19 protein-coding genes are annotated in these 26,234 nt (G+C 70.0%); 10 read left to right on the top strand and 9 right to left on the bottom strand.

From position 1 onward, the window contains the following. Positions 1–110 precede the first annotated feature (110 nt). The 4 genes from NGF19_RS15285 (at position 111) to NGF19_RS15270 (ending at position 6,736) form a co-directional block, all read left to right on the top strand. Positions 111–1,121, top strand: coding sequence for an endonuclease/exonuclease/phosphatase family protein (locus NGF19_RS15285; protein WP_252425432.1), 1,011 nt, complete (start codon positions 111–113; stop codon positions 1,119–1,121). Positions 1,122–1,348: 227 nt separating this feature from the next. Beyond that, on the top strand, positions 1,349–3,616 hold the full coding sequence (locus NGF19_RS15280; protein WP_252425431.1) for a VWA domain-containing protein: 2,268 nt from the start codon (positions 1,349–1,351) through the stop codon (positions 3,614–3,616). A 228-nt stretch (positions 3,617–3,844) separates the two neighbouring features. Further along, positions 3,845–5,560: a methionine--tRNA ligase gene (metG, locus tag NGF19_RS15275; RefSeq protein ID WP_252425430.1), complete on the top strand. Its 1,716-nt coding sequence runs from the start codon at positions 3,845–3,847 to the stop codon at positions 5,558–5,560. A 249-nt stretch (positions 5,561–5,809) separates the two neighbouring features. After that, positions 5,810–6,736: an RpnC/YadD family protein gene (locus NGF19_RS15270; RefSeq protein ID WP_252425429.1), complete on the top strand. Its 927-nt coding sequence runs from the start codon at positions 5,810–5,812 to the stop codon at positions 6,734–6,736. 180 nt (positions 6,737–6,916) lie between these two features. On the opposite strand, the gene aspS is transcribed toward NGF19_RS15270, so the two are convergent. Beyond that, the gene (gene aspS, locus NGF19_RS15265) at positions 6,917–8,680 is read right to left on the bottom strand and encodes an aspartate--tRNA ligase (protein WP_252425428.1); all 1,764 of its coding nucleotides are present in this window, start codon (positions 8,678–8,680) and stop codon (positions 6,917–6,919) included. Between the two features lie 252 nt (positions 8,681–8,932). On the opposite strand from aspS, the gene NGF19_RS15260 reads away from it, so the two are divergent. Continuing rightward, on the top strand, positions 8,933–11,074 hold the full coding sequence (locus NGF19_RS15260) for an ATP-binding SpoIIE family protein phosphatase (RefSeq protein ID WP_252425427.1): 2,142 nt from the start codon (positions 8,933–8,935) through the stop codon (positions 11,072–11,074). Between the two features lie 63 nt (positions 11,075–11,137). On the opposite strand, the gene NGF19_RS15255 is transcribed toward NGF19_RS15260, so the two are convergent. Together NGF19_RS15255 and NGF19_RS15250 are read right to left on the bottom strand one after the other, a co-directional pair. Beyond that, on the bottom strand, positions 11,138–12,118 hold the full coding sequence (locus tag NGF19_RS15255; RefSeq protein WP_252425426.1) for a pirin family protein: 981 nt from the start codon (positions 12,116–12,118) through the stop codon (positions 11,138–11,140). A gap of 141 nt (positions 12,119–12,259) precedes the next feature. After that, positions 12,260–12,748, bottom strand: a complete 489-nt coding sequence (locus NGF19_RS15250; protein WP_252425425.1) for an SseB family protein — start codon at positions 12,746–12,748, stop codon at positions 12,260–12,262. Between the two features lie 143 nt (positions 12,749–12,891). Between NGF19_RS15250 and NGF19_RS15245 the strand changes: the two genes are divergently transcribed. The 3 genes from NGF19_RS15245 (at position 12,892) to NGF19_RS15235 (ending at position 16,756) form a co-directional block, all read left to right on the top strand. Then, entirely contained in the window at positions 12,892–14,718 is a 1,827-nt protein-coding gene (locus NGF19_RS15245) for an acyl-CoA dehydrogenase (RefSeq protein WP_252425462.1), read from the top strand. A gap of 135 nt (positions 14,719–14,853) precedes the next feature. Further along, on the top strand, positions 14,854–16,152 hold the full coding sequence (locus tag NGF19_RS15240; protein ID WP_252425424.1) for a M18 family aminopeptidase: 1,299 nt from the start codon (positions 14,854–14,856) through the stop codon (positions 16,150–16,152). A 109-nt stretch (positions 16,153–16,261) separates the two neighbouring features. Beyond that, positions 16,262–16,756, top strand: coding sequence for an LURP-one-related/scramblase family protein (locus NGF19_RS15235; RefSeq protein ID WP_252425423.1), 495 nt, complete (start codon positions 16,262–16,264; stop codon positions 16,754–16,756). A 124-nt stretch (positions 16,757–16,880) separates the two neighbouring features. On the opposite strand, the gene NGF19_RS15230 is transcribed toward NGF19_RS15235, so the two are convergent. Then, positions 16,881–17,705 (bottom strand): maleylpyruvate isomerase family mycothiol-dependent enzyme, encoded by an 825-nt coding sequence (locus NGF19_RS15230; protein ID WP_252425422.1) that lies wholly within the window; start codon positions 17,703–17,705, stop codon positions 16,881–16,883. A gap of 180 nt (positions 17,706–17,885) precedes the next feature. Between NGF19_RS15230 and NGF19_RS15225 the strand changes: the two genes are divergently transcribed. Beyond that, the gene (locus tag NGF19_RS15225) at positions 17,886–18,698 is read left to right on the top strand and encodes a carbon-nitrogen family hydrolase (RefSeq protein WP_252425421.1); all 813 of its coding nucleotides are present in this window, start codon (positions 17,886–17,888) and stop codon (positions 18,696–18,698) included. Positions 18,699–18,959: 261 nt separating this feature from the next. Here NGF19_RS15225 and NGF19_RS15220 read toward each other — a convergent pair whose 3' ends face one another. Then, complete coding sequence (locus NGF19_RS15220) at positions 18,960–20,264, bottom strand: MFS transporter (RefSeq protein WP_252425420.1); 1,305 nt, start codon at positions 20,262–20,264, stop codon at positions 18,960–18,962. Beyond that, a complete protein-coding gene (locus NGF19_RS15215) occupies positions 20,261–20,944 on the bottom strand; it encodes a GntR family transcriptional regulator (protein WP_252425419.1) in 684 nt (227 codons plus the stop codon). Before NGF19_RS15215 ends, NGF19_RS15220 begins: the two co-directional genes overlap by 4 nt. Positions 20,945–21,181: 237 nt before the next feature. Between NGF19_RS15215 and NGF19_RS15210 the strand changes: the two genes are divergently transcribed. Then, positions 21,182–22,075 carry a D-alanyl-D-alanine carboxypeptidase family protein gene (locus NGF19_RS15210; protein ID WP_252425418.1) on the top strand — a complete coding sequence of 298 codons (894 nt, stop codon included), beginning with the start codon at positions 21,182–21,184 and terminating at the stop codon, positions 22,073–22,075. A 74-nt stretch (positions 22,076–22,149) separates the two neighbouring features. Here NGF19_RS15210 and NGF19_RS15205 read toward each other — a convergent pair whose 3' ends face one another. Genes NGF19_RS15205 through pdhA form a run of 3 tightly spaced genes read right to left on the bottom strand, consistent with a single transcriptional unit; the run spans position 22,150 to position 25,721 of the window. Beyond that, positions 22,150–23,520: a dihydrolipoamide acetyltransferase family protein gene (locus NGF19_RS15205; protein WP_252425417.1), complete on the bottom strand. Its 1,371-nt coding sequence runs from the start codon at positions 23,518–23,520 to the stop codon at positions 22,150–22,152. 10 nt (positions 23,521–23,530) lie between these two features. Continuing rightward, positions 23,531–24,508 carry an alpha-ketoacid dehydrogenase subunit beta gene (locus tag NGF19_RS15200; RefSeq protein WP_252425416.1) on the bottom strand — a complete coding sequence of 326 codons (978 nt, stop codon included), beginning with the start codon at positions 24,506–24,508 and terminating at the stop codon, positions 23,531–23,533. Between the two features lies 1 nt (position 24,509). Then, the gene (gene pdhA / locus NGF19_RS15195; protein WP_252425415.1) at positions 24,510–25,721 is read right to left on the bottom strand and encodes a pyruvate dehydrogenase (acetyl-transferring) E1 component subunit alpha; all 1,212 of its coding nucleotides are present in this window, start codon (positions 25,719–25,721) and stop codon (positions 24,510–24,512) included. Between the last annotated feature and the right edge of the window lie 513 nt (positions 25,722–26,234).

Here is a 26,234-nt window from a genome sequence, read left to right as displayed (position 1 = left end):
GGGTCTGGCGGGTCTGGCGGGTCTGGCGGGTCTGGCAACCGTCTCCCCGCCCGCCCCGTCTTTGGGGGAGGATGCGGACCCCAGCCCACCGAGGGGAAGGCGGTACGTACGTGGAGACGGCGACCGCGGAGTGGACCGAGCCGACCGCTGCCGGGCACCGGTCCCGGGGGCGGACCGTGGCCGCCTGGTTCGCCGGGGTGCTGCTCGCGGGGGTGAGCGCCGTCGTCGGCTGTCGTGCCGCCGACACCGACGCGATCAGCCCGGTCCCCCAACTGCTCGCGTTCCTCCCCTGGTTGATCGTTCCGGTCGGCCTGGCCCTGCTGTTCGCCCTGCTCGCCCGCTGGCGCACCGGCCTGGTCTGGGGCGTTCTCGTCCTCGCGCCACTCGCGTGGTTCATGGAGCCGTACGGCAAGAGCGACGAACCCACCGGCACGCCGCTCGCCGAGTTCCGCGTGCTGACGTCCAATGTGCAGTACGGCCGGGGCACCGCCTCTCTCGTGACCGCCATCCGCCGTGAACGCCCCGACATCGTGTTCGTCGAGGAATGCGAGCACCGCTGCTCGGCCACGCTGGAGCAGGCCTTCGGCGGCCCGGACGGCGTCTACCGCTACCGGCAGGCGGTCGAGGGCGCCGGCTCCGACGGTTCGGTCCTGCTCAGCCGGTTCCCGCTGAAGGCCGCGTCCGGTGTGCCCGGCACCATGGGTATGCCGGGCGCCGTCGCCGACGTCCGCGGACACCGCGTACGCCTCCAACTCGCCCACCCCATGCCCCCGCTGATGGGTCAACTGGCGCTCTGGCGCCGCGAGTTGGGAGCACTGCGTACATACGCGACGGCCGATGACGACACCCCGACGATCCTCGCGGGCGACTTCAACGCCTCCCAGGACCACGCCGAGTTCCGCCGCATCCTCGACACCGGCCTGCACGACAGCGCGCGACTCGCGGACAGCGCCCGTACGCCCTCCTGGCCCGCCCGCGTCCCTTCGCCGTTGGGCGTGCAGATCGACCATGTCCTCGTCTCGCGCGAGGACTTCTCGGTGAACTCGGCCCGCTTCCTGGACATCGCCGACACCGATCACCGTGCGCTGCTCGTGGATCTGACGCTACGTCAGCGCGCCTAGCCGTTCCGCCTGCTGAGGGCGGGGGGAGTTGCGCCGAAGAGGTGGCAGCGGTGGCCTCGGGGGCGGCGGGAGGGAGCGCGAGGTCGGCGGTGGCGGGATCGTGGTGTTGACATCGGGCGCTTCCGATGGTCGGACCCTGCCCAAGATCACTGCCCGTGGCCGCTAACCTTACGTGTCCGTCCTGGCCAGGGATTGACGGGCTTCACCTCATGCGAAGGGTTGCGCACATGGGCATTCTCACTCTCCTGCGGAACGCGTTCGGCCGCTCACGCAAGGGTCGCGCCGCCGAGGGGGAGCCCTCGGAGGAGACGACCACCTCGCCGGTGGCAACGGCAGAACCGGAGCCGCCCGTCACGGAGCCCGCGGCCGACATCCCGGAACAGTCGCCGGAGTCGGAGGCGGAGGCGCCGGGGGCGCAGGAACACGAGCTGGTGAAGGCGGCCTTCGAGAACGTGACGGTGCCGCGCCAGGCATCGCGTGCGACGGAACCGGAAACCACCGAGTCGGCCCCGCCCGAGGTCACGAAGCCCGAGTCGTCGGAGACGACGACCACAGACGAACCCGGGGCCGAGACCACGCCGGAACCGCAGGCAGACGTCACCCCGGAGCCGCAGCCCAAGGCGGAGACCAAGCCTGAGGCCGAGGCCAGCCCCGAACCGGAGGCCACGGGACCGCAGTCCAAGGCCGAAGAGAGCCCGGAACCCAAGGCCGAGGCCGAGACGGCGGACGCACCGGAGTCCGAGGCGGAGACGACGGCTACGGCGGCGAACGAGCCCGAAGCCGACGTCGCCCCCGAGCCGCAGGCCACCCAGCCCGAGACGCAGACGACGGTCATCGCGGAGACCGAGCCCGAAGCCACGGCCACGCCGGAAGCCGCCGTTGAACCGCAGACCGAGGACACCCCGGCGGAGACCGACGCAGACCCTGAGCCTCAGCCCGAGACCGAGGAGAGCCCGGAGCCCCGGCCCGCCTCCGAACCGGAGACGGCGAACACCCCGGAGCCGCAGCCCACCGCCGAGGTCACGGCGGAGCCCGAACCGCAGATCGACGTCACCCCCGAGCCGGAGGCCACGGACGATCCGCAGGCCGCGCCCACCCCGGAGCTGAAGGTCACGGCAGAGGCCGAGCCCAAGGCCACGGACGAACCGCAGGCTGACGTCACCCTCGAACCGCAGGCCACGAACCCGGAACCCGAGGCGGAGACGATCTCAGACCCCGAGCTTCAGCCCGAGACCGAGGAGAGCCCGGAGCCCCAGCCCGCCTCCGAACCGGAGACGGCGAACACCCCGGAGCCGCAGCCCACCGCCGAGGTCACGGCGGAGCCCGAACCCCAGATCGACGTCACCCCCGAGCCGCAGGCCATGAACCCGGAACCCGAGGCCGCCCAGCTCGACACGCAGACAACGGCCACCGCAGAGACCGAGCCCGAGCCGCAGGCCGAGGTCACGGCCATGCCGGAAGCCGCCGTTGAACCGCAGGCCGAGGTCATCCCGGAACCGGAGGCCACGGAGCCGGAGCCCACCCCCGAGCCCGAGACAGCGAGCGCACCGGACCCCGAGCCCATCGCCGAGGTCTCGACCGAGACGACCGTCGAACCCGAACCGCAGGCCACAGCCGAGCCCGCCACGGACACCGCGCCGCAGCCCGAGGCCGAGGAGAGCCCCGAGCCGGAGACGGCGAGCGCACCGGAGGAGGTCGCGGCCGAGCCCGAGCCGCAGACCCCGGCCGACGCCGACGTGGCAGCCGAGCCCCAGCCCACCCCGGAAGCCGCACCCGAAGCCGAGGCCCAGCCCCAGAACCCCGTCACCGACGGCTCCGACGGCACGGCCCAGCCCGCCGTCCCCCACGACCGCGTCGCCTCCCTGGCCCCCGGGCTCGCCACCGCCTATCAGGCCGCCGGTGCCGTGCTCGGGCGGCGCGAGCTTGCCGGTGCGCGGGCCAAGGTGTACCTCGTGCTGGACCGTTCCGCGTCCATGCGCCCGTACTACAAGGACGGCTCCGCGCAGGCCCTCGGTGAGCAGGCCCTCGCGCTCGCCGCGCACCTCGACCCCGAGGCCTCGGTCCACGTCGTGTTCTTCTCCACCGAGCTGGACGGCACCGGCGAACTCACCCTCGCCGCGTACGAGAACAAGATCGACGAACTCCACTCGGCCCTCGGTCGCATGGGCCGCACCAGCTACCACGCGGCGGTGGACGCGGTCGTCGCCCACCACGAGCAGTCCGCGGACCCCGCCCTGCCCGCCCTGGTGATCTTCCAGACGGACGGCGCCCCGGACACCAAGACGCCCGCCACCCAGGCGCTCACGGCCGCCGCGAAGAACCACCCCGCCGTCTTCTTCTCCTTCGTCGCCTTCGGTGACCCGGAGCACAAGGCCTTCGACTACCTCCGCAAGCTCAAGGCCGACAACACGGCACACTTCCTCGCCGGCGAGACCCCCCGGGAACTCACCGACACGGAGGTCTACGAGGGCGTACTGGCGAACTGGCGCCCGTAAGCCCGCAGCAACCCCCAGCGAACCCCCCAGCGCCGCCCGCATCCCTCCCCCCAAGGCCTCCTGAGGCAGTCGTACGACCCCCTCAGGAGCGCCGGGCTTCTCAGCTCATAAAACGGGACGCGGGCGGCGTACCCATGTCGGCTACGATTTCAAGGTTCGTAGACGATCCAGCCGACCCGAAAATCCGATTGATCGTCACTCCGTGCAGCGACTTGGGAGCAGCCCGCGATGGCTCGACACCTCATCACCAGCGCCCTTCCGTACATCAACGGGATCAAGCACCTGGGCAACATGGTGGGGTCCATGCTCCCGGCGGACGTGTACTCCCGGTACCTCCGCCAGCGTGGCCACGACGTCCTGTACATCTGCGCGACGGACGAGCACGGCACCCCCGCCGAGCTGGCCGCCAAGGAGCAGGGCATCCCGGTGGACACGTTCTGTGCGCAGGCCCATGACGCCCAGAAGGCGGTCTACGACGGCTTCGCGCTCTCCTTCGACTACTTCGGCCGCAGCTCCAGCCCGGAGAACGTCGAGATCACGCAGCACTTCGCCCGCAAGCTGCACGAGAACGGCTTCATCGAGGAACGCTCCATCCGCCAGGTGTACTCGCCCACGGACGGCCGCTTCCTCCCCGACCGCTATGTGGAGGGCACCTGCCCCCACTGCGGCTACGACAAGGCCCGCGGCGACCAGTGCGAGAACTGCACCCGGGTCCTCGACCCCACGGACCTGATCGACCCGCGCAGCGCCATCTCCGGCGCCACGGACCTGGAGGTCAGGGAGACCAAGCATCTCTTCCTCCTCCAGTCGAAGCTCCAGCACGAGGTGGAGGAGTGGGTCGCCCGCCACGAGCGGCACTGGCCGCACCTGGCCTCCTCGATCGCCCGCAAGTGGCTGACCGAGGGCCTGCACGACCGGGCGATCACCCGCGACCTGGACTGGGGCGTCCCGGTCCCCGCGGACACCTGGCCCGAGCTGGCGGCGGAGGGCAAGGTCTTCTACGTCTGGTTCGACGCCCCGATCGAGTACATCGGCGCGACGAAGGAGTGGTCGGACCAGGACCCGGAGAACCGCGACTGGAAGTCCTGGTGGTACGACGCGGACGACGCGGTCCGCTACACCGAGTTCATGGCGAAGGACAACGTCCCGTTCCACACGGTGATGTTCCCGGCCACGCAGCTCGGCGTGCGCGAGCCGTGGAAGAAGGTCGACTACGTCAAGGCCTTCAACTGGCTGACGTACTACGGCGGTAAGTTCTCCACCTCCCAGAAGCGGGGCGTCTTCACCGACCAGGCCCTGGACATCCTCCCGGCCGACTACTGGCGCTACTTCCTGATCGCCAACGCGCCGGAGTCGGACGACTCGTCCTTCACCTGGGAGCACTTCACGGCCACGGTCAACAAGGACCTCGCCGACACCCTCGGCAACTTCGTCAACCGCGTCCTGTCCTTCTCCAAGAAGCGCTTCGGCGAGGAGGTCCCCGACGGCGGTACGCCGGGCGAGCCCGAGGCGAAGCTGGGCGAGGAGATCGCGCGGCTCCTCGCCGAGTACGAGGAGCACATGGAGGCGCTCCAGTTCCGCAAGGCGGCGGCGGCGCTGCGCGCGCTCTGGTCGGCGGGCAACTCCTACCTGGAGGAGAAGGCCCCCTGGCTGGAGATCAAGACCGACAAGGACGGCGCGGCCCTCACCCTGCGCACGGCGATGAACCTGATCCACCTCTACGCGGTGGTCTCCGAGCCGTTCATCCCCGCCACGGCGGCGAGGATGCGCGCGGCGTTCGCCCTGCCGGACGACACGGCGAGCTGGGTCACGCCCGACGAGGCGAAGTCCCTGACCGCGGTGCCCACCGGCACGCCCTTCACGGTCCCGCCGGTCCTGTTCGCCAAGCTCACGGACGAGGACCTGGAGACGTACAAGGAACGCTTCGGCGGCACCGAGGGCTGACCCGCCCCGCACACCCCCGCGCGCCCCATTCCTGGTCGATCAGGAGTGGGGCGCGCGCACAGGGGAAGCCGACCGCTCCGCGGCATACGAGGAGCCCCCGCACCGTAAGCGCGAGTCGAGGCCCTAGCGGCCCAGGTCACATACGGCCGTCTCCTCACACACGCTCTGAACGTTTCTTCACTTCCCGAACGAGTGAACACTCGCCGATCTCCCGGCCAACCCGCTCCATGACCGGCCAACGTTGCGCCCATGGTCACATCAACACACGAGGCCTCACACCGGATCTTCCAGGACCATCCGGAAGCCCTCACCCCCGTCTTCGAGATGCTCGGCCTCCCGCCGCCGGCGAAGGCGATCATCGAGGCGCTCACCCCCGACGCCACAGAGATCCGGCCCATGGAACGCCGTGTGGACACCGTCCTGAGAGTCGAGCCGTCGGAGGGAGAACACTTCCTGGTCGCCGTGGAGGCCCAGACCAAGCAGGACCTGGACAAGGGCACCAGTTGGGCCTATTACGTGGCCTACCTGCACGCGAAGTACGAACTCCCGGTGCTGCTGGTCACCGTCTGCAAGAACCAGCGGACCGCACATTGGGCGGCAGGTCCCTTCGAATGCCGTGTCGGTCCCTGGTCGACCCAGACCACGCGTCCCTTCGTGATCGGCCCGGACAACGTCCCGGAGATCACCGACGAGTCATCGGTCGCCCATTCTCCGGCGTTGGCGACGATCTCGGTCATCGTGCACAGCGAGAGCAGGAGAATCGCCGCCATACTGGGCATGCTGGCCCGCGGGATGCGGTCCTTCGACAAGTCCACGGCGATGTACTGGTGCGAGTTGGTGGAAATCGGCCTGGAGAACACTCCGGCGAAGGAAGTATGGAAAGGACTGGAGAAGATGGTCGTGACTTACTTCCCGGGCAGGGGCACCCTCTTCGAGGAGACCTACCTGAAGGGCAAGGCCGAAGGCAAGGCCGAAGGCGAGGCCAGAGGCGAGGCCAAGGGGATTCTGCGCGTTCTCGAGGTGCGCGGCTTTCACGTCTCCGACGACACCCGCGAGCGCATCGCCTCCTGCACCGACCTCGATCGCCTCGCCGACTGGCTGGATCGCTCCGGCACGGTCGAACGACCGGAGGATCTCTTCACCGAAGACGCAGGCGAACACCACCCGCACACCTGACCGACACAAGTCCCGCACACCTGACCGACACGGGTAAGGAGCACCCTGTACGCACCTGTGACTCGGCGCGCAGCATCCGGCAGCGGGAACCAACGGCGAAGGGACCTGGAATCCGCTTCGATTCCAGGTCCCTCTACCGTAGTTCCGCCCCGAGGCCCTTCGACTGCCCCGCTGCGACGCCTACTTGGCCTGCGGCTTGCGCACCGTCAGGTGCAGCTCCCGCAGACGGGCCTCCTCCAGCTCGGTCGGCGCGCCCATCATCAGGTCCTGGGCGTTGCCGTTGAGCGGGAAGGCGATCGTCTCGCGGATGCTCGGCTCGTCGGCCAGCAGCATGACGATGCGGTCGACGCCGGGCGCGATGCCGCCGTGCGGCGGGGCGCCGAAGCGGAAGGCGCGCAGCATGCCCGCGAACTTCTCCTCGACCGTGTCCCGGTCGTAGCCCGCGATCTCGAACGCCTTGAGCATGATCTCCGGCTCGTGGTTCCTGATCGCGCCGGAGGACAGCTCGACGCCGTTGCAGACGATGTCGTACTGCCAGCCCAGGATGTCCAGCGGGTCCTGGGTCTGCAGCGCCTCGAGGCCGCCCTGCGGCATCGAGAACGGGTTGTGCGAGAAGTCGATCTTGCCGGTCTCCTCGTCCTTCTCGTACATCGGGAAGTCGACGATCCAGCAGAAGCGGAAGACGTTCTCCTCGAAGTGCCCGGCGCGCTTGGCGGCCTCGACCCGCACCGCGCCCATGATCTTCGAGACCTCGTCGAACTCGCCCGCGCCGAAGAAGACCGCGTGCCCGGCGGCCAGCGACAGGCGCTTGGTCAGCTCGGCGACGTTGTCCTCGGTCAGGAACTTCGCGATCGGGCCGGTCAGCGAGCCGTCCTCGGCCACGCGGACCCAGGCGAGGCCCTGGGCACCCAGCGAGACGGCGAACTCGCCGAGCTGGTCGAAGAACTTACGGGGCTGCGCGGAGACGTCCGGCACCGGCAGGGCGCGTACGTGCTTGCCCGCGAAGGCCTTGAACGCCGAGCCCTCGAAGATGTCGGTGATGTCGACCAGTTCGAGCTTGGCGCGCAGGTCGGGCTTGTCCGAGCCGTACTTCAGCATCGCCTCGCGGAACGGGATACGGGGGAACGGCGAGGTGACGTGACGGCCACCGCCGAACTCCTCGAACAGCTCCGTCATCAGCTTCTCGATCGGCTGGAAGATGTCCTCCTGCTCGACGAAGCTCATCTCGACATCGAGCTGGTAGAACTCGCCCGGCGAGCGGTCGGCGCGGGCGTCCTCGTCGCGGAAGCAGGGCGCGATCTGGAAGTAGCGGTCGAAGCCGGAGATCATCAGCAGCTGCTTGAACTGCTGCGGAGCCTGCGGCAGGGCGTAGAACCGGCCGGGGTTCAGCCGGGAGGGCACCACGAAGTCGCGGGCGCCCTCGGGGGAGGTGGCGGACAGGATCGGCGTCGCCATCTCGTTGAAGCCCATGGCCACCATCTTGTGGCGGATGGCCGAGATCACGGCCGTGCGCAGCATGATGTTGCGGTGCATGCGCTCGCGGCGCAGGTCGAGGAAGCGGTACTCCAGGCGCCGCTCCTCGTTGACCCCGTCCTCGGTGTTGATCGTGAAGGGCAGCGGGGCGGCGGCGCCCAGCAGCTCCACCTCGCCGACCTCGACCTCGATCTCGCCGGTGGGCAGGTCGGGGTTCACGTTCTCGGCGCCGCGGGAGACGACCTTGCCGTCGACGCGGACCGTCGACTCCTTGGTCAGCTTGTCCAGCGCGGCGTAGGCCGGGGTGCCCGGACGGGCGACGAGCTGCGTGATGCCGTAGTGGTCGCGCAGATCGATGAAGAGGATGCCGCCCAGGTCGCGCCGATTGTGCAGCCAGCCGCTCAGCCGGACGTCGCTGCCGACGTCAGAGGCGCGGAGCTGGCCGCAGGTGTGGGACCTGTACCGATGCATCGTCGTTCATCCAGTCTTCACGGATCGGGGTCTTTCCGGGGGTGCTTCTCCCCGGCGCCTCCGGGCGGACAGGGCCCGGACCCACCCAGCCTACCGGCCAGGCCAAGATCGCCTCTTCCTCATTCGGCGCCACCGTCCACGGATCTCGCCCGACGCCGCCGAATGCGACCAATATCACCCGAAACCGCCCCCAGGTCACTCTCTTCTTACCTTCGGTGGCACCCAGCGATCACCTCTTCTTACAGTGGGGCAATGCGTACTGCCGAGCCCCTGCCCGCCGTAGGGGACGTCCTGGCCGCCCTCGCGACCGGCCTGTGGCGCTACGACACCGCCGCCGGGCTCGTCACTCTCGACGCCGAGGCCGCGCGGCTGGTCGGACTGCCCGCGGAACCGACGACGCTCACCGAGGCCGGGATCCGCGCCCGCTTCCACCCCGTCGACTGGAACGAGGTCGACGGCGTCGTCCAACTCGCCCTCGCCGAGGGCACGCTCGCCGAGGCCCGGATGCGGATCATGGACGCGCGAGGGCGGGTGGTCCGGGTCGTCCGCAGCCGCTCCAAGCCGTCGTTCCACCCGCAGACCGGGGAGTACGAGCTGGTCGGCACCCTCCAGGAGGTCACCGACCCCGCCCCCGGCGCCACCGCGCACTCCGCCGTCATCGGCGACTGGCGCCGCTCCCGCGAGGCGTTCCTGCTGGACGCGGGCCGCGCGCTGGCCGAGGCGCGCTCCACCCAGGAGGTGCTGCGGGTCGCGGCCGGCCTCTCGATGCCCGGGTTCTCCCCGGACGGCCTCGCGGTCTTCGGCACCGAGGGCGAACGACTGACCGTGGTCGGCCACCACGGCCACCGGCCGGGCGACGAGAGCCCGTTCACCCAGATGCCGCGCGAGGCGGACTACCCGGCCGCCGAGGTCGTCCGCACCGGCCGCGCCGTCTACCTGTCCTCCCCCGCGGAGTACAAGGAGCGCTACCCCGCCTCCTGGCCGCTGGCCGCGCAGTTCGGCCGCCAGTCCTGGGCGTTCCTGCCGCTCACCGTGGCGGGGCGCACGATGGGCGCGTGGATGGCGGCGTTCAAGCACCCCGTCGCGTTCTCGCCCGACGAGCGCTCGGTGCTGACCACGGTCGCCCGCATGCTCGCCCAGGCGCTGTCCCGCGCGGGCGCCGCCGAGACCGAGCGCGAACTGACGGACGGACTCCAGCGCTCGATGCTGCCCGTCCTCGGCCCCCGGATACCCGGCATGACCGTCGCCGCGCGCTATGTCCCGACCGGCGGCGGACTCCAGGTCGGCGGCGACTGGTACGACATGATCCAGTTGCCCGGTGAGGGCCGCTTCGCGCTCACCATCGGCGATGTCCAGGGCCATGACGTACGGGCCGCGGGTCTCATGGGCCAGCTCCGCATAGCCCTGCGCGCCTACGCCTCCGAGGGCCACCGCCCGGACGCGGTCCTCTCCCGCGCCTCGCGCTTCCTGCACGGCATGACCTCCGGCGAGGACGGCACCGACCTGCGCTTCGCGACCTGCCTCTACGTCGAGGTGGACCCCGCCACCGGCACGCTGGAGATCGCGCGGGCGGGCCACCCCGACCCCGCGATCCGCATGGCCGACGGCACGGTCCTGACCCGGCCGACCGCGGGCGGACTGCCGCTCGGCATCGACCCCGACTCGGACTACCCGACCACGCGCCTCGTCCTGGAGCCCGGCGAGACCATGCTGCTGTGCACGGACGGCCTGATCGAGACCGGCGGGCACGACCTCGACACCGGCTGGCTGCGGCTGCGCCACATCCTCGAACAGCACGACGGCGATCTGGAGAAGCTGGCGGACTCGCTGGTCCAGGCCGTCCACGGCCCCTCCTCGCACCACGCCACAGGACCGCTGACCGACCGGCGCGAGGACGACATCGCGCTCCTGCTGCTGTGCCGGGCGGGCGAGGGCTGCGGCTGCGCGGACGCGCGCACCGGGGTACGGCCGACCGTGCGCCGCTCGGCCATGACCATCGCGCAGGCCGAACCCGAAAGGATCGCGGAGGCCCGGCAGATGCTGCGCGAGCTGCTGCACGACTGGTCCGGCGCGGACCAGATCGACTCGGCGGTGCTCCTGACCTCGGAGATGCTCGCGAACGTCCTCGTCCACACCGACAGCGACGCACTCCTCGTCGCCGAGGTCTCCGGCGCCGCGGACCGCTTCGGCGGACGCCGGATGCGTGTGGCGGTGACGGACTCCAGCGACGATCTGCCGCACCGGCGCCACCCCGGCGAGCTGGCCTCCTCCGGGCGCGGCCTGGTCCTCGTGGAGATGCTCGCGGACGCCTGGGGGGTGGACCCGCGCGGCGAGGGCAAGACCATCTGGTTCGAACTGGCCGAGGACTCCGTGCAAGAGAACGGGGAACGGTAGGAGCCCGGGGAACGGCAGAGCGGGCCGTCCTGTACGGACGGCCCGCTCGGATCAGCCCCGAGGTCAGTCGCCCTGCGGGCCGGCCTCGGTCATCCCGTGGGCCGCCGGGATCGAGCCGAGGCGCCCCTTCTGGAAGTCCTCGAAGGCCTGCTGGAGCTCGTCGCGCGTGTTCATGACGAACGGCCCGTAATGCGCCATCGGTTCGCGGATCGGCTGTCCGCCGAGGAGGAGGACCTCCAGGTCCGGCGTGTGGGAGTCCTGCTTCTCGTCCGCGCGGACGGTCAGCGAGGAGCCCGCGCCGAAGACCGCGGTCTGCCCCAGCCTGATCGGACGGCGCTCGGCACCGACCGATCCCCGCCCGGCCAGGACGTACGCCAGACCGTTGAAGTCCTCGCGCCAGGGCAGGGTGATCTCCGCACCCGGTGCCACCGTCGCGTGGACCAGCGTGATCGGCGTATGGGTGATACCCGGGCCCTGGTGGCCGTCCAGCTCACCGGCGATGACACGCAGCAGCGCGCCGCCGTCGGGGGTGGTCAGCAACTGGACCTGGCCGCCGCGGATGTCCTGGTAGCGCGGGGCCATCATCTTGTCCTTGGCGGGCAGGTTGACCCAGAGCTGAATGCCGTGGAACAGCCCGCCCGACACGACGAGCGACTCCGGCGGCGCCTCGATGTGCAGCAGGCCCGAGCCCGCCGTCATCCACTGGGTGTCGCCGTTGGTGATGGTGCCGCCACCGCCGTGCGAGTCCTGGTGGTCGAAGACGCCGTCGATGATGTAGGTGACGGTCTCGAAGCCGCGGTGCGGGTGCCACGGCGTCCCCTTGGGCTCGCCAGGCGCGTACTCCACCTCGCCCATCTGGTCCATCATGATGAACGGGTCGAGATGGCGGTAGTTGATCCCGGCGAACGCTCGGCGCACCGGGAAGCCCTCGCCCTCGAAGCCGCTGGGCGCGGTCGTGACACCGAGCACGGGACGGGCCACGGCGTCGACGGGTGCGGCCACACGGGGAAGGGTCAGCGGGTTCTCGACGGTCACTGCGGGCATGGTCGGTACCTCCTTGTGCTCCGACTTTAGTTGACGATTGAACTTTCTGCCACCCGGAACACAAGAGAGCCCGGAGGGTATTCCTCCGGGCTCTCACCAGCACGACGGTACGACGCCAGGCGTGCGGCCGCCGTAGATCCGCTAGCCGTACATCCGCCGCATCGCGAAGTCCACCATCTGCTCGACCGCCTTCGCGTCGAACACCATCCGGTGCTCCCCCTCCATGTCGAGCACGAACCCGTACCCCGTCGGCAGCAGGTCGATCACCTCCGCGCCCGTGATCACGAAGTACTTCGACTCCTTGCCCGCGTACCGCCGCAGCTCCTTCAGCGAGGTGAACATCGGGATCACCGGCTGCTGGGTGTTGTGCAGCGCCAGGAAGCCGGGGTTGTCGCCGCGCGGGCAGTACACCTTGGACGTGGCGAAGATCTGCTGGAAGTCCTCGGCGGCCATCGACCCCGTCGTGAAGGCGCGCACCGCGTCCGCGAGCGACGGCGGCGACGGCTCGGGGTAGAGCGGCGGCTGCTGCTGGCCGTAACCACCGGGCATCTGCCCGCCCGGCATCGGACCGGGCATCTGCTGCGACGAGGCGTACTGCTGCTGCGTGCCCGCGTTCTGGTAGCCGTACATGTCCCAAAGAGTAGTGGGCCACACATAGGCCACCAGGGGTTGCTTCTTATTACCGACGGGTAGCATCATCGGTGTTACTAGTTGGTACGTGAACCGTTCGCGAGGAGTCAGTGCCTCGCCGATCCCTCTACGGAGCCGTCGCCATGGGGCACTACAAGTCGAATCTCCGCGATATCGAGTTCAACCTCTTCGAAGTACTCGGGCGCGACAAGCTGTACGGCACGGGCCCGTTCGCCGAGATGGACGTCGACACCGCCAAGAGCATCCTCGAGGAGCTGACCCGCCTCTCGGAGAACGAGCTGGCGGAGTCCTTCGCGGACGCCGACCGCAACCCGCCGGTCTTCGACCCGGAGACGAACACCGCTCCGGTCCCGGAGTCCTTCAAGAAGAGCTACAAGGCCTTCATGGACTCCGAGTACTGGCGTCTCGGCCTGCCCGAGGAGGTCGGTGGCACCACCGCCCCGCCGTCCCTGATCTGGGCGTACGCGGAGCTGATCCTCGGCGCGAACCCGGCGATCTGGATGTACTCCTCCGGCCCGGCGTTCGCCCGCATCCTCTTCGACGAGGGCACCGAGGTCCAGAAGAAGATCGCCGAGATCGCGGTCGAGAAGACCTGGGGCTCCACCATGGTGCTCACCGAGCCGGACGCCGGTTCGGACGTCGGCGCCGGCCGCACCAAGGCGATCCAGCAGGAGGACGGCTCCTGGCACATCGAGGGCGTGAAGCGCTTCATCACCTCCGGTGAGCACGACATGGAGGAGAACATCCTCCACTACGTGCTGGCGCGTCCCGAGGGCGCGGGGCCCGGCACCAAGGGCCTGTCCCTCTTCCTCGTCCCGAAGTACCTCTTCGACTTCGAGACCGGCGAGCTGGGCGAGCGCAACGGCGTCTACGCCACGAACGTCGAGCACAAGATGGGCCTGAAGGCCTCCAACACCTGCGAGATGACCTTCGGCGACCGCCACCCGGCCAAGGGCTGGCTGATCGGCGACAAGCACGACGGCATCCGCCAGATGTTCCGCATCATCGAGTTCGCTCGCATGATGGTCGGCACGAAGGCGATCTCCACGCTGTCCACCGGCTACCTGAACGCGCTGGAGTACGCCAAGGAGCGCGTCCAGGGTCCCGACCTGGCGAACTTCATGGACAAGACCGCGCCCAAGGTCACCATCACGCACCACCCCGACGTGCGCCGCTCGCTGATGACGCAGAAGGCGTACGCGGAGGGCATGCGCGCGCTCGTCCTCCACACCGCCTCCGTCCAGGACACGATCGCGGTCAAGGAGGCGAACGGCGAGGACGCTTCCGCCGAGCACGCGCTCAACGACCTGCTCCTGCCGATCGTCAAGGGCTATGGCTCCGAGAAGGGCTACGAGCAGCTCGCGCAGTCGCTCCAGACCTTCGGTGGCTCCGGCTTCCTGCAGGAGTACCCGATCGAGCAGTACATCCGCGACGCCAAGATCGACACCCTCTACGAGGGCACGACCGCGATCCAGGGCCAGGACTTCTTCTTCCGGAAGATCGTCCGTAACCAGGGCGCCGCGCTGAACTCGGTCGCCGAGGACATCAAGGAGTTCCTGGCGCTCGGCACGGGCGGCGAGCAGCTCGCGGGCGCCCGTGAGCACCTGGCCAAGGCCGCCGCGGAGCTGGAGGCGATCGTCGGCCTCATGCTGACCGACCTCGCGGCCACCGAGCAGGACGTCAAGAACATCTACAAGGTGGGCCTGAACACCACCCGCCTGCTGATGGCCTCCGGTGACGTGATCGTCGGCTACCTGCTGCTGAAGGGCGCCGCGATCGCCGCCGAGAAGCTGGAGACCGCCTCGGCCAAGGACCAGGCCTTCTACACCGGCAAGATCGCGGCGGCGAGGTTCTTCGCGGCCAACGTCCTGCCCGGCGTGACCCTGGCCCGCAAGGTCGCCCAGGGCGTGGACCTGGACCTCATGGAGCTGGACGAGGCCGCGTTCTGAGATCTGCGGCCCGGCCCGCGCGAGGCTGACCGGAACCTGCCCGTCCGGTCAGCCCGCCAAGCCTCCACAGCCTCCTTACGAGGGCCCGCTACCCGGCACGGGGAGCGGGCCCTCGTCCGTCGTTAAGGTGAATCCATGCGCACACGTCCCCGCTTCGACCGCGGTCACACCGACGACCTCATGTCCTTCCTCGCGGCGAGCCCGTCGCCGTACCACGCCGTGGCGAACGCCGCCGAACGGCTGGAGAAGGCCGGCTTCCGGCAGGTGGTGGAGACCGAAGCGTGGGACGGCACGAGCGGCGGCAAGTACGTGCTGCGCGGCGGCGCGATCGTGGCGTGGTACGTCCCCGAGGGCGCCGACGCGCACACCCCCTTCCGGATCGTGGGCGCGCACACCGACTCCCCGAACTTGCGGGTGAAGCCGCGCCCGGACAGCGGCGCGCTCGGCTGGCGCCAGCTCGCCATGGAGATCTACGGCGGCCCGCTGCTCAACTCCTGGCTGGACCGCGATCTCGGCCTGTCCGGCCGGCTGTCCCTGCGCGACGGTTCGTCGCGCCTGGTGAACATCGACAGACCGCTGCTGCGCGTGCCGCAGCTCGCCATCCACCTGGACCGCTCGGTCTCCTCCGAGGGCCTCAAGCTCGACAAGCAGCGACATCTCCAGCCGATCTGGGGCCTCGCGGGCGAGGTACGGGACGGCGATCTGATCGCCTTCCTGGAGGAGGAGCTGGGTCTGACCTCGGGTGAGGTCACGGGCTGGGACCTGATGACCCACTCCGTCGAGCCGCCCGCCTATCTGGGCCGCGACAAGGAGCTGCTGGCGGGCCCGCGCATGGACAACCTGCTGTCGGTGCACGCGGCCACCGCGGCGCTCATGGCCGTGGCGGCCTCCGACGCCGCGCTCACCTGCATCCCGGTGCTCGCGGCCTTCGACCACGAGGAGAACGGCTCCCAGTCGGACACCGGCGCCGACGGGCCGCTGCTCGGCTCGGTACTGGAGCGCTCGGTGTTCGCCCGGGGCGGCTCCTACGAGGACCGGGCGCGCGCCTTCGCCGCCACGGTCTGCCTGTCCTCCGACACCGGTCACGCCGTCCACCCCAACTACCCGGAGCGGCACGACCCGACGCACCAGCCGCGCGTCAACGGCGGCCCGATCCTCAAGGTCAACGTCAACAACCGCTACGCCACGGACGGTTCGGGCCGCGCGCTCTTCGCGGCGGCCTGCGAGAAGGCGAACGTGCCCTTCCAGTCCTTCGTCTCGAACAACTCGATGCCCTGCGGCACCACCATCGGCCCCATCACGGCGGCCCGCCACGGCATCCGGACCATCGACATCGGCGCGGCGATCCTGTCGATGCACAGCGTCCGCGAGCTGTGCGGCGCCGATGACCCGTATCTGCTGGCGAACGCGCTGACGGCCTTCCTGGAGGGCTGATCCGGCACCCGGTGCGTGGGCCCCCGCCGAGCCGCGGGGGCTCGCACTGGTCCGCCCCCTCGGCCTACCGGCGGCGTTTGAGACCCGGCAGGGGGGAAGGCCTGAGCGTATGAGATTCCAGGTACGCGATCGGCTCCTCGGCTTCGGCGACGACTACTGGATCGAGGACCAGCACGGCACCAAGGTGCTCCTCGTCGACGGCAAGGCGATGCGGCTGCGGGACACCTTCCAGATCAAGGACCGGCAGGGGCGCGTCCTGATCGACATCCACCAGAAGATGTTCGCGCTGCGGGACACGATGCTCATCGAGCGCGACGGCGACCGGCTGGCCACGATCAAGCGCAAGCGCCTGTCCCTGCTCCGCAACCACTACCGCGTGCTGCTGGCGGACGGGACGGAACTCGATGTGAGCGGCAAGATCCTCGATCGCGAGTTCGCCGTCGACCGCGACGGGGAACTGCTCGCGCAGATCTCACGCCGCTGGCTGCATCTCCGCGAGACCTACGGCGTCGACATCGTGCGCGACGACGCGGACCCGGCGCTGGTGATCGCGGTGGCGGTGTGCGTGATCCATCTGGCGGAGAAGGAGCGCGAGGACGACTGACGCGAGGACGACGTGCTCAAGAAGGGCAGAGCGGGCCCTCGCGGACGCTGCGGGCGGGTACGGGGGCGCGGGCCTGCCGCCGCCCCCGTCGCCGGTCGTCGTCCGAACTGGGCTTGCCCGAGCCCTAGTTGGTCACCGCGAACACCCGCAGGAGCGCCGCCGTCAGGTCCGCGTCGCCCTCCGTCTTGATGCGGTCCGCCACCGCGTCCGCCGGGACCCGGCCGCAGGCGAGGCGGACGTAGGTCTCCCAGTCGAGCGTGAGCGACACGGCGGGGCCCAGCGACGGCGCGCCGTCGATCGAGCCGCGGCCCTCCGCGTCGACCCGGACCGTGCGCAGGAACTCGATCGGGCCGTGGACGTCGACGACGATCGCCGAACCGGCCGGTGCCCCGGCGTCCTTCGCGACGACGTCCGGCAGCGCGGCCAGCAGCACGTCCCGCGCGATGTGCGCGCCCGGCGAGTCCAGGTTCCCGGGGACGCCGAGCGCCGCGCGCAGGTCCTGCTCGTGCACCCACACGTCGAACGCGCGGTAGCGCATGGCCTCTTCGAGGGTCTGCTCGGTGCTGAGCGGGCCGCGCACCTTGGTCTCCGGGTCCCGCGACTCGTTCCGCAACTGGCGGTTGCGGCGGATGATCGTGTACTCCAGCTCGGACGTCATCTCCGGCGCCGTGTGGTGGCGGCGCACATCGACCTGCATCTCCATATAGCGCTGGTGCTCGTTCGTGACGTGGAACAGATCGCGCGGGAGCGAGTGGATGGGGCGCGGGTCGCCGAGCATCTCGCAGTCCAGACCGATGACATGGGAGACCACGTCGCGTACCGACCAGCCGGGGCAGGGCGTACGCCGGTTCCACTCGCTCTCCACGAGCGGCTGCACCAGCTCCGATATCGCTTCGATGGAGTGGGTCCAGGCGTCGGCGTAGGGCTGAAGAGTGGGATGCAGACTCACGGAACGGGACCCCTCAAGCGGTCGGTGCACGGGCGATGGTGACGGCAGTGTCGACGGGAGGCGACTGTCGGCGGGTGTCTTGGAGCGTTAAGTTACGCTGCTGTCAGGCACCCCGGCAGTGCTTTCGTATGACGATCGTAGGCCCGTAGCGTCGGGCCCGAATGCCAGGACGGTGGTAGCGTGCGGGCCTCCCTCATTCAGATCCGGGTAGACGAACAGGAATCGGTCGATTCGCGCAGGCGACGGGCCGCCTCACTCGTCCGTGAGCAAGCCGGGGCCGATCTGGTGGTGCTTCCCGAGCTGTGGACGACCGGAGCGTTCGCCTATGAACAGTTCGCTGTCGAGGCCGAACCTCTCGAAGGGCCGACGTACGAGGCGATGGCGAAGGCGGCGAGCGACGCGGGCGTGTGGCTGCACGCAGGGTCGATCCCCGAACGCTCGGCGCCGGACAGCGGCTCCGCCGCGAGCACCCTCTACAACACGTCGCTCATCTTCTCCCCCTCCGGCGAACTGGCCGCCACCTACCGCAAGATCCACCGCTTCGGCTTCGACGAGGGCGAGGCCGTGCTGATGGGCGCGGGCGACCGGCCGGTGACGGTCCGTCTGCCGGAAACGACCGTCGGCGTGGCCACCTGCTACGACCTCCGCTTCCCCGAGCTGTTCCGGTCGCTCGTGGACGCGGGGGCCGAGACGCTCGTGATCCCGGCGGGCTGGCCGGAGCGTCGCCGGTCCCACTGGACGCTGCTGGCCCGGGCGCGGGCGGTCGAGAACCAGGCGTACGTCCTTGCTTGTGGAACGGCCGGTACCCACGCGGGAGTTCCGCAGGCGGGTCACTCGATCGTGGTGGATCCCTGGGGCGAGGTCCTCGCCGAGGCGGGGCCCGAGGAGGAGGTCCTCACGGTGGACTTCGACCCGGCGAAGGTCGCGACCACGCGCGAGCAGTTCCCGGCGCTGAAGGACCGGGTACTGGGGCTGGAGCGCCCCCGCCGCTGACGGCGGTACCCCCGGTACCCCTGCACGGGACGGGCGGCGCCATGGCCCGGCACCGCCCGTACGTCCAGGGCCTGTATCGAGTTGCCCGTCGTCCGCCCGGAGGGCGGGCGTCGCGGCGTCTGGTGCGGTAGCTCGCAAGGCGGAGGGTCGCCCACGTACTGGGCGTACGCGGGCGGGCCCGACAACGCAGCGAGGTGCCGTGCCAGGCGTCGCGACGCAGGCGGGCAACTCGATACAGGCCCTGGGTCCGCCCGCGCACTCCTACACGGCGGGCACGTGCACCGTCTCCACCCGGCTCTCCACCAGCCGCTCCCGCTCCCGGCGCGCGGCGCGCCCCCGCAGCCTGAGGATCTGGCTCAGCCCCAGCGCCTGGAGGACGAACACCGCGGAGAACGCCACGCTGTAGTCGTCGCCCGTCGCGTCCAGCAGCAGGCCGATCGCCAGCAGGGTCGTCATGGAGGCGATGAATCCGCCCATGTTGGTGATGCCGGCGCCCGTGCCCTGACGCTCGGGCGGGTTCGCCGGGCGGGCGAACTCGAAGCCGATCATCGAGGCCGGACCGCAGGCGCCGAGCACGACGCACAACACGACGAGCAGCCACATCGGAGCGTGGTCCCCGGGGTAGAGGAGCGTGGCGGCCCAGAGCACCGCCGTCGCCCCGATCGTGCCGAGCGCCAGCGGCAGCCGCGCCGAGTGATGCCGGGCGATGATCTGCCCGTACACCAGGCCGACGGCCATGTTCGACAGCACGACGAGCGTGAGCAGATCGCTGGCGGTGCCCCGCGAGAGCCCCTGCCCCTCGACCAGGAACGGCAGGCCCCACAGCAGCAGGAACACCATCGCCGGGAACTGCGTCGTGAAGTGCACCCACATCCCGAGCCGGGTGCCGGGCTCCTTCCAGGACGCCACGATCTGGCGCCGTACGTACGCCGATCCATGGTGCGGGAACGGCTCGGGCTCATGGCCCTCGGGATGGTCCTTGAGGAAGAGGAGAAGCAGGACGAGGACGACGACTCCGGCGAGCGCGCTGCCGCCGAACGCCGTCGTCCAGCCCACCCCGTGCAGCAGCCGGGCCAGGACGAGCGTGGAGACCAGGTTGCCCGCCATGCCCACGAGACCGGCGAGCTGCGCCACCACCGGTCCGCGGCGGGCCGGGAACCAGCGCTGGCCGAGCCGCAGCACGCTGATGAACGTCATCGCGTCACCGCAGCCGAGCAGCGCGCGCGAGGCCAGCGCCATGCCGTACGAGGCGGAGAACGCGAACCCGAGCTGACCCACCGTGAAGAGGATGCCCCCCATGGCCAGCACCTTCTTGGTGCCGAGCCGGTCCACCAGCAGGCCGACGGGTATCTGCATGCCCGCGTACACGAGCAGTTGGAGTATGGAGAAGGTGGACAGCGCGGAGGCGCCCACATGGAAGCGGTCGACGGCGTCGAGTCCGGCCACGCCCAGCGACGTACGGAAGATGACGGCGACGAAATAGACCGCGACGCCTATGGACCACACGCCGACGGCGCGCGCACCGCCCGGCGGATCGCCGGGCAGGGACACGGAGCGGGAGCTCATCGCACCTCCCCGCGAGCCAGGTGGGAGAACCAGCTCACGTGCCCGTGGACGAGGGTGACGGCCGCCTCGGTGTCACCGGACCGCAGCGCCTTGAGGATCTCCTCGTGCTCGGCGAGCGTCTTGGCTACACGGTCGGGGTGGGAGTTCAGCACGGCGACGCCCATCCGCAACTGGCGGTCGCGGAGCTGGTCGTAGAGCCGGGAGAGGATCTCGTTGCCGGCGCTGCGCACGATCGCGGCGTGGAAGGCGCGGTCGGTGGCCGCGGCACCCGCGAGGTCACCGGAGGCGGCCTGCTCCTGCTGCCGTGCGAGCAGCTCCTCCAGGCGGGCGATCAGCGCGGGTGGGGCGGTCATGGCCTTGCGGACCGCGTACTCCTCGACGAGCTGGCGTGTCTCCACCACGTCCGCGATCTCCTGCGCGGAGACCGGCAGGACGAGCGCGCCCTTCTTCGGATAGAGCTTGATCAGCCCTTCCATCTCCAGCCGGAGCAGCGCCTCGCGCACCGGCGTCCGCGAGACACCGACCTCCTCGGCCAGCTCGCCCTCGGTGAGCAGGGTCCCACCTTCGTAGCGGCGCTCCAGAAGACCCCGCTTGACGTGCGTGTACACGCGATCGGCGGCGGGTGGTTGCTTGGCGGGCGGCTTCTCGGGGGCAGAGGCTGCGGACGGCGCTGGAGACATGCGTACATCATAGATACAACACGTACGCATCGCCGAGGGCAGTCCACGATACGGACTCCCACTTCCATTACCGCCCCCATCGGAGGCCGTCGCACTCCTCGCCGGATCACCTCCGGTATCGGTACATCCTTTTGCGCCGCCGGTGAGTCTCACCTGAAAGCGGCCCTTCCCTCCGGGCCGCTTTCAGGTGCATTCGGATGCATTCACCGCATCAGAGACGCAATCGGAGCGTTCAACTTGAATACCGGCATTAAGGGCGCACGAGTACGCAAGGCAGCCGCGGCAGTGGTCACCACCGCAGCCGTGCTCACCTCCGCCGCTCTCACCGCAGCGCCCGCGCAGGCCGCGACCAAGCCGTCCATCACGGCCAAGGGCGGCTTCGTGATGAACAACGGCACCGGCAAGAGCCTGTACACCAAGGCCGCGGACACACGGCTGTCCACCGGCTCCACCACCAAGATCATGACGGCCAAGGTGGTGCTGGCCCAGCCGAAGCTGAACCTGGACGCGAAGGTCACGATCGCCAAGGCGTACAGCGACTACGTCGTCGCGAACAACGCCTCCCAGGCGCATCTGATCGTCGGCGACAAGGTCACCGTCCGCCAACTGCTGTACGGGCTGATGCTGCCCTCCGGCTGTGACGCGGCCTACGCGCTCGCGGACAAGTTCGGCAGCGGCTCCACCCGGGCCGCGCGCGTGAAGTCGTTCCTCGGCAAGATGAACAGCGACGCCAAGAAGCTCGGCCTGAAGAACACGCACTTCGATTCCTTCGACGGCATCGGCAAGGGCAACAACTACTCGACGCCGCGTGATCTGACCAAGATCGCGAGCAGCGCGATGAAGAACTCGACCTTCCGGACCGTCGTGAAGACGAAGTCCACCAAGCAGAAGGTGACGACCAAGAGCGGTGGCTACCGCTACTACAATTGGTCCAACACCAACCCGCTGCTCGGCGGTTACAGCGGCGCGATCGGGGTGAAGACCGGCTCGGGCCCGCAGGCCAAGTACTGCCTGGTCTTCGCCGCGACCCGCAACGGCAAGACGGTCATCGGCACGGTTCTCGCGTCGTCGTCGGTCGCCAACCGCACGTCCGACGCCAAGAAGCTGCTGAACTACGGCTTCGCCGTCTGAGCCGCTCCGACCACGTGCCAAGGGGCCGGCCGCTCACCAGCGGCCGGCCCCTCGGGCTTGTGCGTCCGGGCTGCTCAGCCCCAGGTGATCAGCCGCTTGGGCTTCTCCAGGACGGCCGCCACATCGGCGAGGACCTTGGAGCCCAGCTCGCCGTCGACCAGGCGGTGGTCGAAGCTGAGCGCCAGGGTGGTGACCTGGCGGGGCTTGACCTTGCCCTTGTGGACCCAGGGCTGGAGCTTGATCGCGCCGATCGCGAGGATCGCCGCCTCGCCCTGGTTGAGGATCGGCGTGCCCGTGTCGACGCCGAACACGCCCACGTTCGTGATGGTGATCGTGCCGCCCTGCATCGCCGCCGGGGACGTCCGGCCCTCGCGGGCGGTCGCCACCAGCTCGCCCAGCGCCTCGGCGAGCTGCGGCAGCGTCTTGTCGTGCGCGTCCTTGATGTTCGGCACGATCAGGCCGCGCGGCGTGGCCGCCGCGATGCCCAGGTTCACATAGTGCTTGCGCACGATCTCCTGGTTGGCCTCGTCCCAGGACGCGTTGATGTCGGGGTTCCGCCTGATCGCCACCAGCAGGGCCTTGGCGATCAGCAGGAGCGGGTTGACGCGCAGACCCTGAAGGTCCTTGTCCTGCTTGAGCTCCTCGACCAGCTTCATCGTGCGCGTGACGTCGACCGTCACGAACTCCGTGACATGCGGCGCGGTGAACGCCGAGCCGACCATCGCCTGCGCGGTGGCCTTGCGGACGCCCTTGACGGGGACACGGGTCTCCCGCCGGTCGTCGTACGTCACCGCGGGCGCCGACGCCTGGACGGCGGCGGGCGCCTCGGCCGGGGCCGCGGCCGGAGCCGCCGCAGCGTGCACGTCCTCGCGCGTGATGATGCCGTCCGGACCCGAGGGGGTCACGGTCGCCAGGTCGACGCCGAGGTCCTTGGCGAGCTTGCGCACCGGCGGCTTCGCGAGCGGACGGCTCTGCCGACCGTGCCCGTTCAGCTCGCTCTGGAGCGCCGTGGCCGCGTGGAGCGGGTCGCCGGAGGGCGCCGGGATGCCCTTGCGGGGGCGGCGCTTCGTGGACGACTCGGCCACGCCGTAGCCGACGAGGACGGGCTGGCGGCCCTCCGCCTTCGGCTCCTGCGCGGGCGCGGGCTCCTCCGCCGGGGCGGGCGCCGCCTCGGCCGGGGCGCCCCCGGCGACGTCCACCGCGATGATCGAGGTGCCGACGTCCACCGTGGTGCCCTCGGGGAAGTGCAGCGCGCGGACCACGCCGTCGTAGGGGATGGGCAGCTCGACGGCCGCCTTCGCCGTCTCCACCTCGCAGACGACCTGCCCGTCGGTGACCGTGTCACCGGGCTGGACGTACCACTTGAGGATCTCGGCCTCGGTGAGCCCCTCGCCCACGTCGGGCATCTTGAACTCGCGTACGGACGTATCAGTCATCGTCGTCACGACCCTCTCCTCAGTACGCCAGGGCGCGGTCGACGGCGTCCAGCACCCGGTCCAGGCCCGGCAGGTACTCCTCCTCCAGCCGCGCCGGCGGGTACGGGGCGTGATAGCCGCCCACGCGCAGCACCGGCGCCTCCAGGTGGTAGAAGCACCGCTCCGTGATGCGGGCGGCGATCTCCGCGCCCGAGCCGAAGAACACCGGCGCCTCGTGCACCACGACCAGGCGGCGGGTCTTCTCCACCGACGCCTGGACGGAGTCGAAGTCGAGCGGCGAGACCGAGCGCAGATCGAGCACCTCGAGGGACTTGCCCTCCTCGGCGGCGGCTGCGGCGGCCTCCTGGCACACCTTCACCATCGGCCCGTAGGCGGCGAGCGTCAGGTCCGTGCCCTCGCGCACCACCCGGGCCCGGTGCAGCGGGTCGGGGATGGCCTCGCGGTTGACCTCGGCCTTGTCCCAGTAGCGCCGCTTGGGCTCGAAGAAGATCACCGGGTCGTCGCTCTGGATGGCCTGCTGCATCATCCAGTACGCGTCCGACGCGTTGGACGGGGAGACGACCTTCAGACCGGCCACATGCGCGAACAGCGACTCGGGCGACTCGCTGTGGTGCTCCACCGCGCCGATGCCGCCGCCGTAGGGGATACGGACGACGACGGGCAGCTTGACCTTGCCCAGCGAGCGGGCGTGCATCTTCGCGAGCTGGGTGACGATCTGGTCGTAGGCCGGGAAGACGAACCCGTCGAACTGGATCTCCACCACCGGCCGGTACCCGCGCAGCGCGAGGCCGATCGCCGTACCGACGATGCCCGACTCGGCGAGCGGGGTGTCGATCACCCGCTCCTCGCCGAAGTCCTTCTGGAGGCCGTCCGTCACCCGGAACACGCCGCCGAGCTTGCCGACGTCCTCGCCCATCACCAGGACCTTGGGGTCCGACTCCAGGGCCTTGCGCAGCGATTCGTTGATCGCCTTGGCGAGTGCCATCTTCTCCGCCATGTCACCGGCCCCCTTCGCCCGCGGCGACGCCGCTCTCGGTCTCCGTCGCGAACGAGGCCTGGTAGGCCGCGAACTGGGCCCGCTCCTCGTCGACGAGCGCGTGCCCGTCCGCATACACGTTCTCGAAGATGGCGAAGTGGTCCGGGTCCGGCATGGCACGGACCGCTTCACGCACCCGCCTTCCCAACGCCTCGCTCTCCGCGTCGAGTTCCGCGAAGAATCCCTCGTCCGCGTGGTTCGAGGCCTCGAGGTACGCGCGCAGCCGCGCGATCGGGTCCTTCGCCTCCCAGGCGGCCCGCTCGTCGTCGTGACGGTAGCGGGTGGGGTCGTCGGAGGTGGTGTGCGCGCCCATGCGGTACGTGAACGCCTCGACCAGGGTCGGGCCCTCGCCGTTGCGCGCCCGCTCCAGCGCCCACTGGGTCACCGCGAGGCACGCCAGGACGTCGTTGCCGTCGACGCGCACGCCCGGGAAGCCGAAGCCCTGGGCGCGCTGGTAGAGCGGCACCCGGGTCTGCTTCTCGGTGGGCTCGGAGATCGCCCACTGGTTGTTCTGGCAGAAGAACACCACCGGGGCGTTGTAGACCGCCGCGAAGGTGAACGACTCCGCGACGTCGCCCTGGCTGGAGGCGCCGTCGCCGAAGTACGCGATCACGGCCGAGTCGGCGCCGTCCTTGGCCACGCCCATCGCGTAGCCGGTGGCGTGCAGCGCCTGCGAGCCGATGACGATCGTGTAGAGGTGGAAGTTGTTGCTGTTCGGGTCCCAGCCGCCGTTGTTCACGCCGCGGAACATGCCGAGCAGATTGGTCGGGTCGACCCCGCGGCACCAGGCGACGCCGTGCTCACGGTAGGTCGGGAAGACGTAGTCGTCGTCCTTCAGCGCCCGGCCGGAGCCGATCTGGGCTGCCTCCTGGCCGAGCAGCGACGCCCACAGGCCCAGCTCGCCCTGACGCTGGAGCGCGGTCGCCTCGGCGTCGAAGCGCCGGGTCAGCACCATGTCCCGGTACAGGCCGCGCAACTGCTCGGGGGTGATGCCCTTGACGTACGGGTCGTACGTGGGGTTCTTGACCCGCTTGCCCTCGGGGGTCAGCAGTTGGACGATCTCGGGTTCGTCGCCCTTCCTGGGCGTCGTGCTGGTGCGCTTGGTGCCGGTGGTGCTGGCTTTGCTTCCGGCGCTGCGTCGCGGCTTGCGCGCGGCAGTGCTCTCCACGGTCACGTGTGCTCCTCCGTCGGTCCGGCCCCCGGGTTCGCCGGGTGCCTGGGTCCCCCGTACCCGTTCTGGGCTAGGGAGATCGGCTCGCCCGCGGCGCCCGGACTCACACAGGGTGGGTGCGGCCCGATCACAGCAGGCGTGACAGGTGCCCCGGCGAGCGCCCTGCTGTAGGCACGTTACCCAGTGCTCCACATTTCTGTGAAACCCCTCCTGACCTGGGATTTTTCTTGGATTTCCAAGTAAATCGAGTAAGTCGGGCACCACGCGCTGGTCACGGCCTTGCAGGGGGCCGGAACAACCGCACGTTATCCCGCTGACCTGGGGCTCGGGAAGACATCATCCGGGGCCGTTCGGACGGCGCGTCGCGGGGCGCTCGTGTCCTGGTCGACGAAGCACGGTCAAAGAAGCACATGGCACCGCACGATCCACCGGGATCGCCCACCGCCCATCATGACCCGGGTCCCGACGACGTGCCCCCGCACAAACGCCACGCGCGCGTGTGCCCGTTGCCGGGCC

This window comes from Streptomyces macrolidinus, assembly GCF_023887685.1.
Lineage (GTDB): Bacteria > Actinomycetota > Actinomycetes > Streptomycetales > Streptomycetaceae > Streptomyces > Streptomyces macrolidinus.
The sequence above is the reverse complement of the archived record's forward strand: the minus strand, read 5'-3'. Positions and strand labels throughout refer to the sequence as shown.

Coding starts and splice junctions, on each gene's coding strand:
- NGF19_RS15280 (WP_252425431.1), top strand. CDS start 1,349: ATGGGCATTCTCACTCTCCTGCGGAACGCGTTCGGCCGCTCACGCAAG.
- metG (WP_252425430.1), top strand. CDS start 3,845: ATGGCTCGACACCTCATCACCAGCGCCCTTCCGTACATCAACGGGATC.
- NGF19_RS15270 (WP_252425429.1), top strand. CDS start 5,810: ATGGTCACATCAACACACGAGGCCTCACACCGGATCTTCCAGGACCAT.
- aspS (WP_252425428.1), bottom strand. CDS start 8,680: ATGCATCGGTACAGGTCCCACACCTGCGGCCAGCTCCGCGCCTCTGAC.
- NGF19_RS15260 (WP_252425427.1), top strand. CDS start 8,933: ATGCGTACTGCCGAGCCCCTGCCCGCCGTAGGGGACGTCCTGGCCGCC.
- NGF19_RS15255 (WP_252425426.1), bottom strand. CDS start 12,118: ATGCCCGCAGTGACCGTCGAGAACCCGCTGACCCTTCCCCGTGTGGCC.
- NGF19_RS15250 (WP_252425425.1), bottom strand. CDS start 12,748: ATGTACGGCTACCAGAACGCGGGCACGCAGCAGCAGTACGCCTCGTCG.
- NGF19_RS15245 (WP_252425462.1), top strand. CDS start 12,892: ATGGGGCACTACAAGTCGAATCTCCGCGATATCGAGTTCAACCTCTTC.
- NGF19_RS15240 (WP_252425424.1), top strand. CDS start 14,854: ATGCGCACACGTCCCCGCTTCGACCGCGGTCACACCGACGACCTCATG.
- NGF19_RS15235 (WP_252425423.1), top strand. CDS start 16,262: ATGAGATTCCAGGTACGCGATCGGCTCCTCGGCTTCGGCGACGACTAC.
- NGF19_RS15220 (WP_252425420.1), bottom strand. CDS start 20,264: ATGAGCTCCCGCTCCGTGTCCCTGCCCGGCGATCCGCCGGGCGGTGCG.
- NGF19_RS15215 (WP_252425419.1), bottom strand. CDS start 20,944: ATGTCTCCAGCGCCGTCCGCAGCCTCTGCCCCCGAGAAGCCGCCCGCC.
- NGF19_RS15200 (WP_252425416.1), bottom strand. CDS start 24,508: ATGGCGGAGAAGATGGCACTCGCCAAGGCGATCAACGAATCGCTGCGC.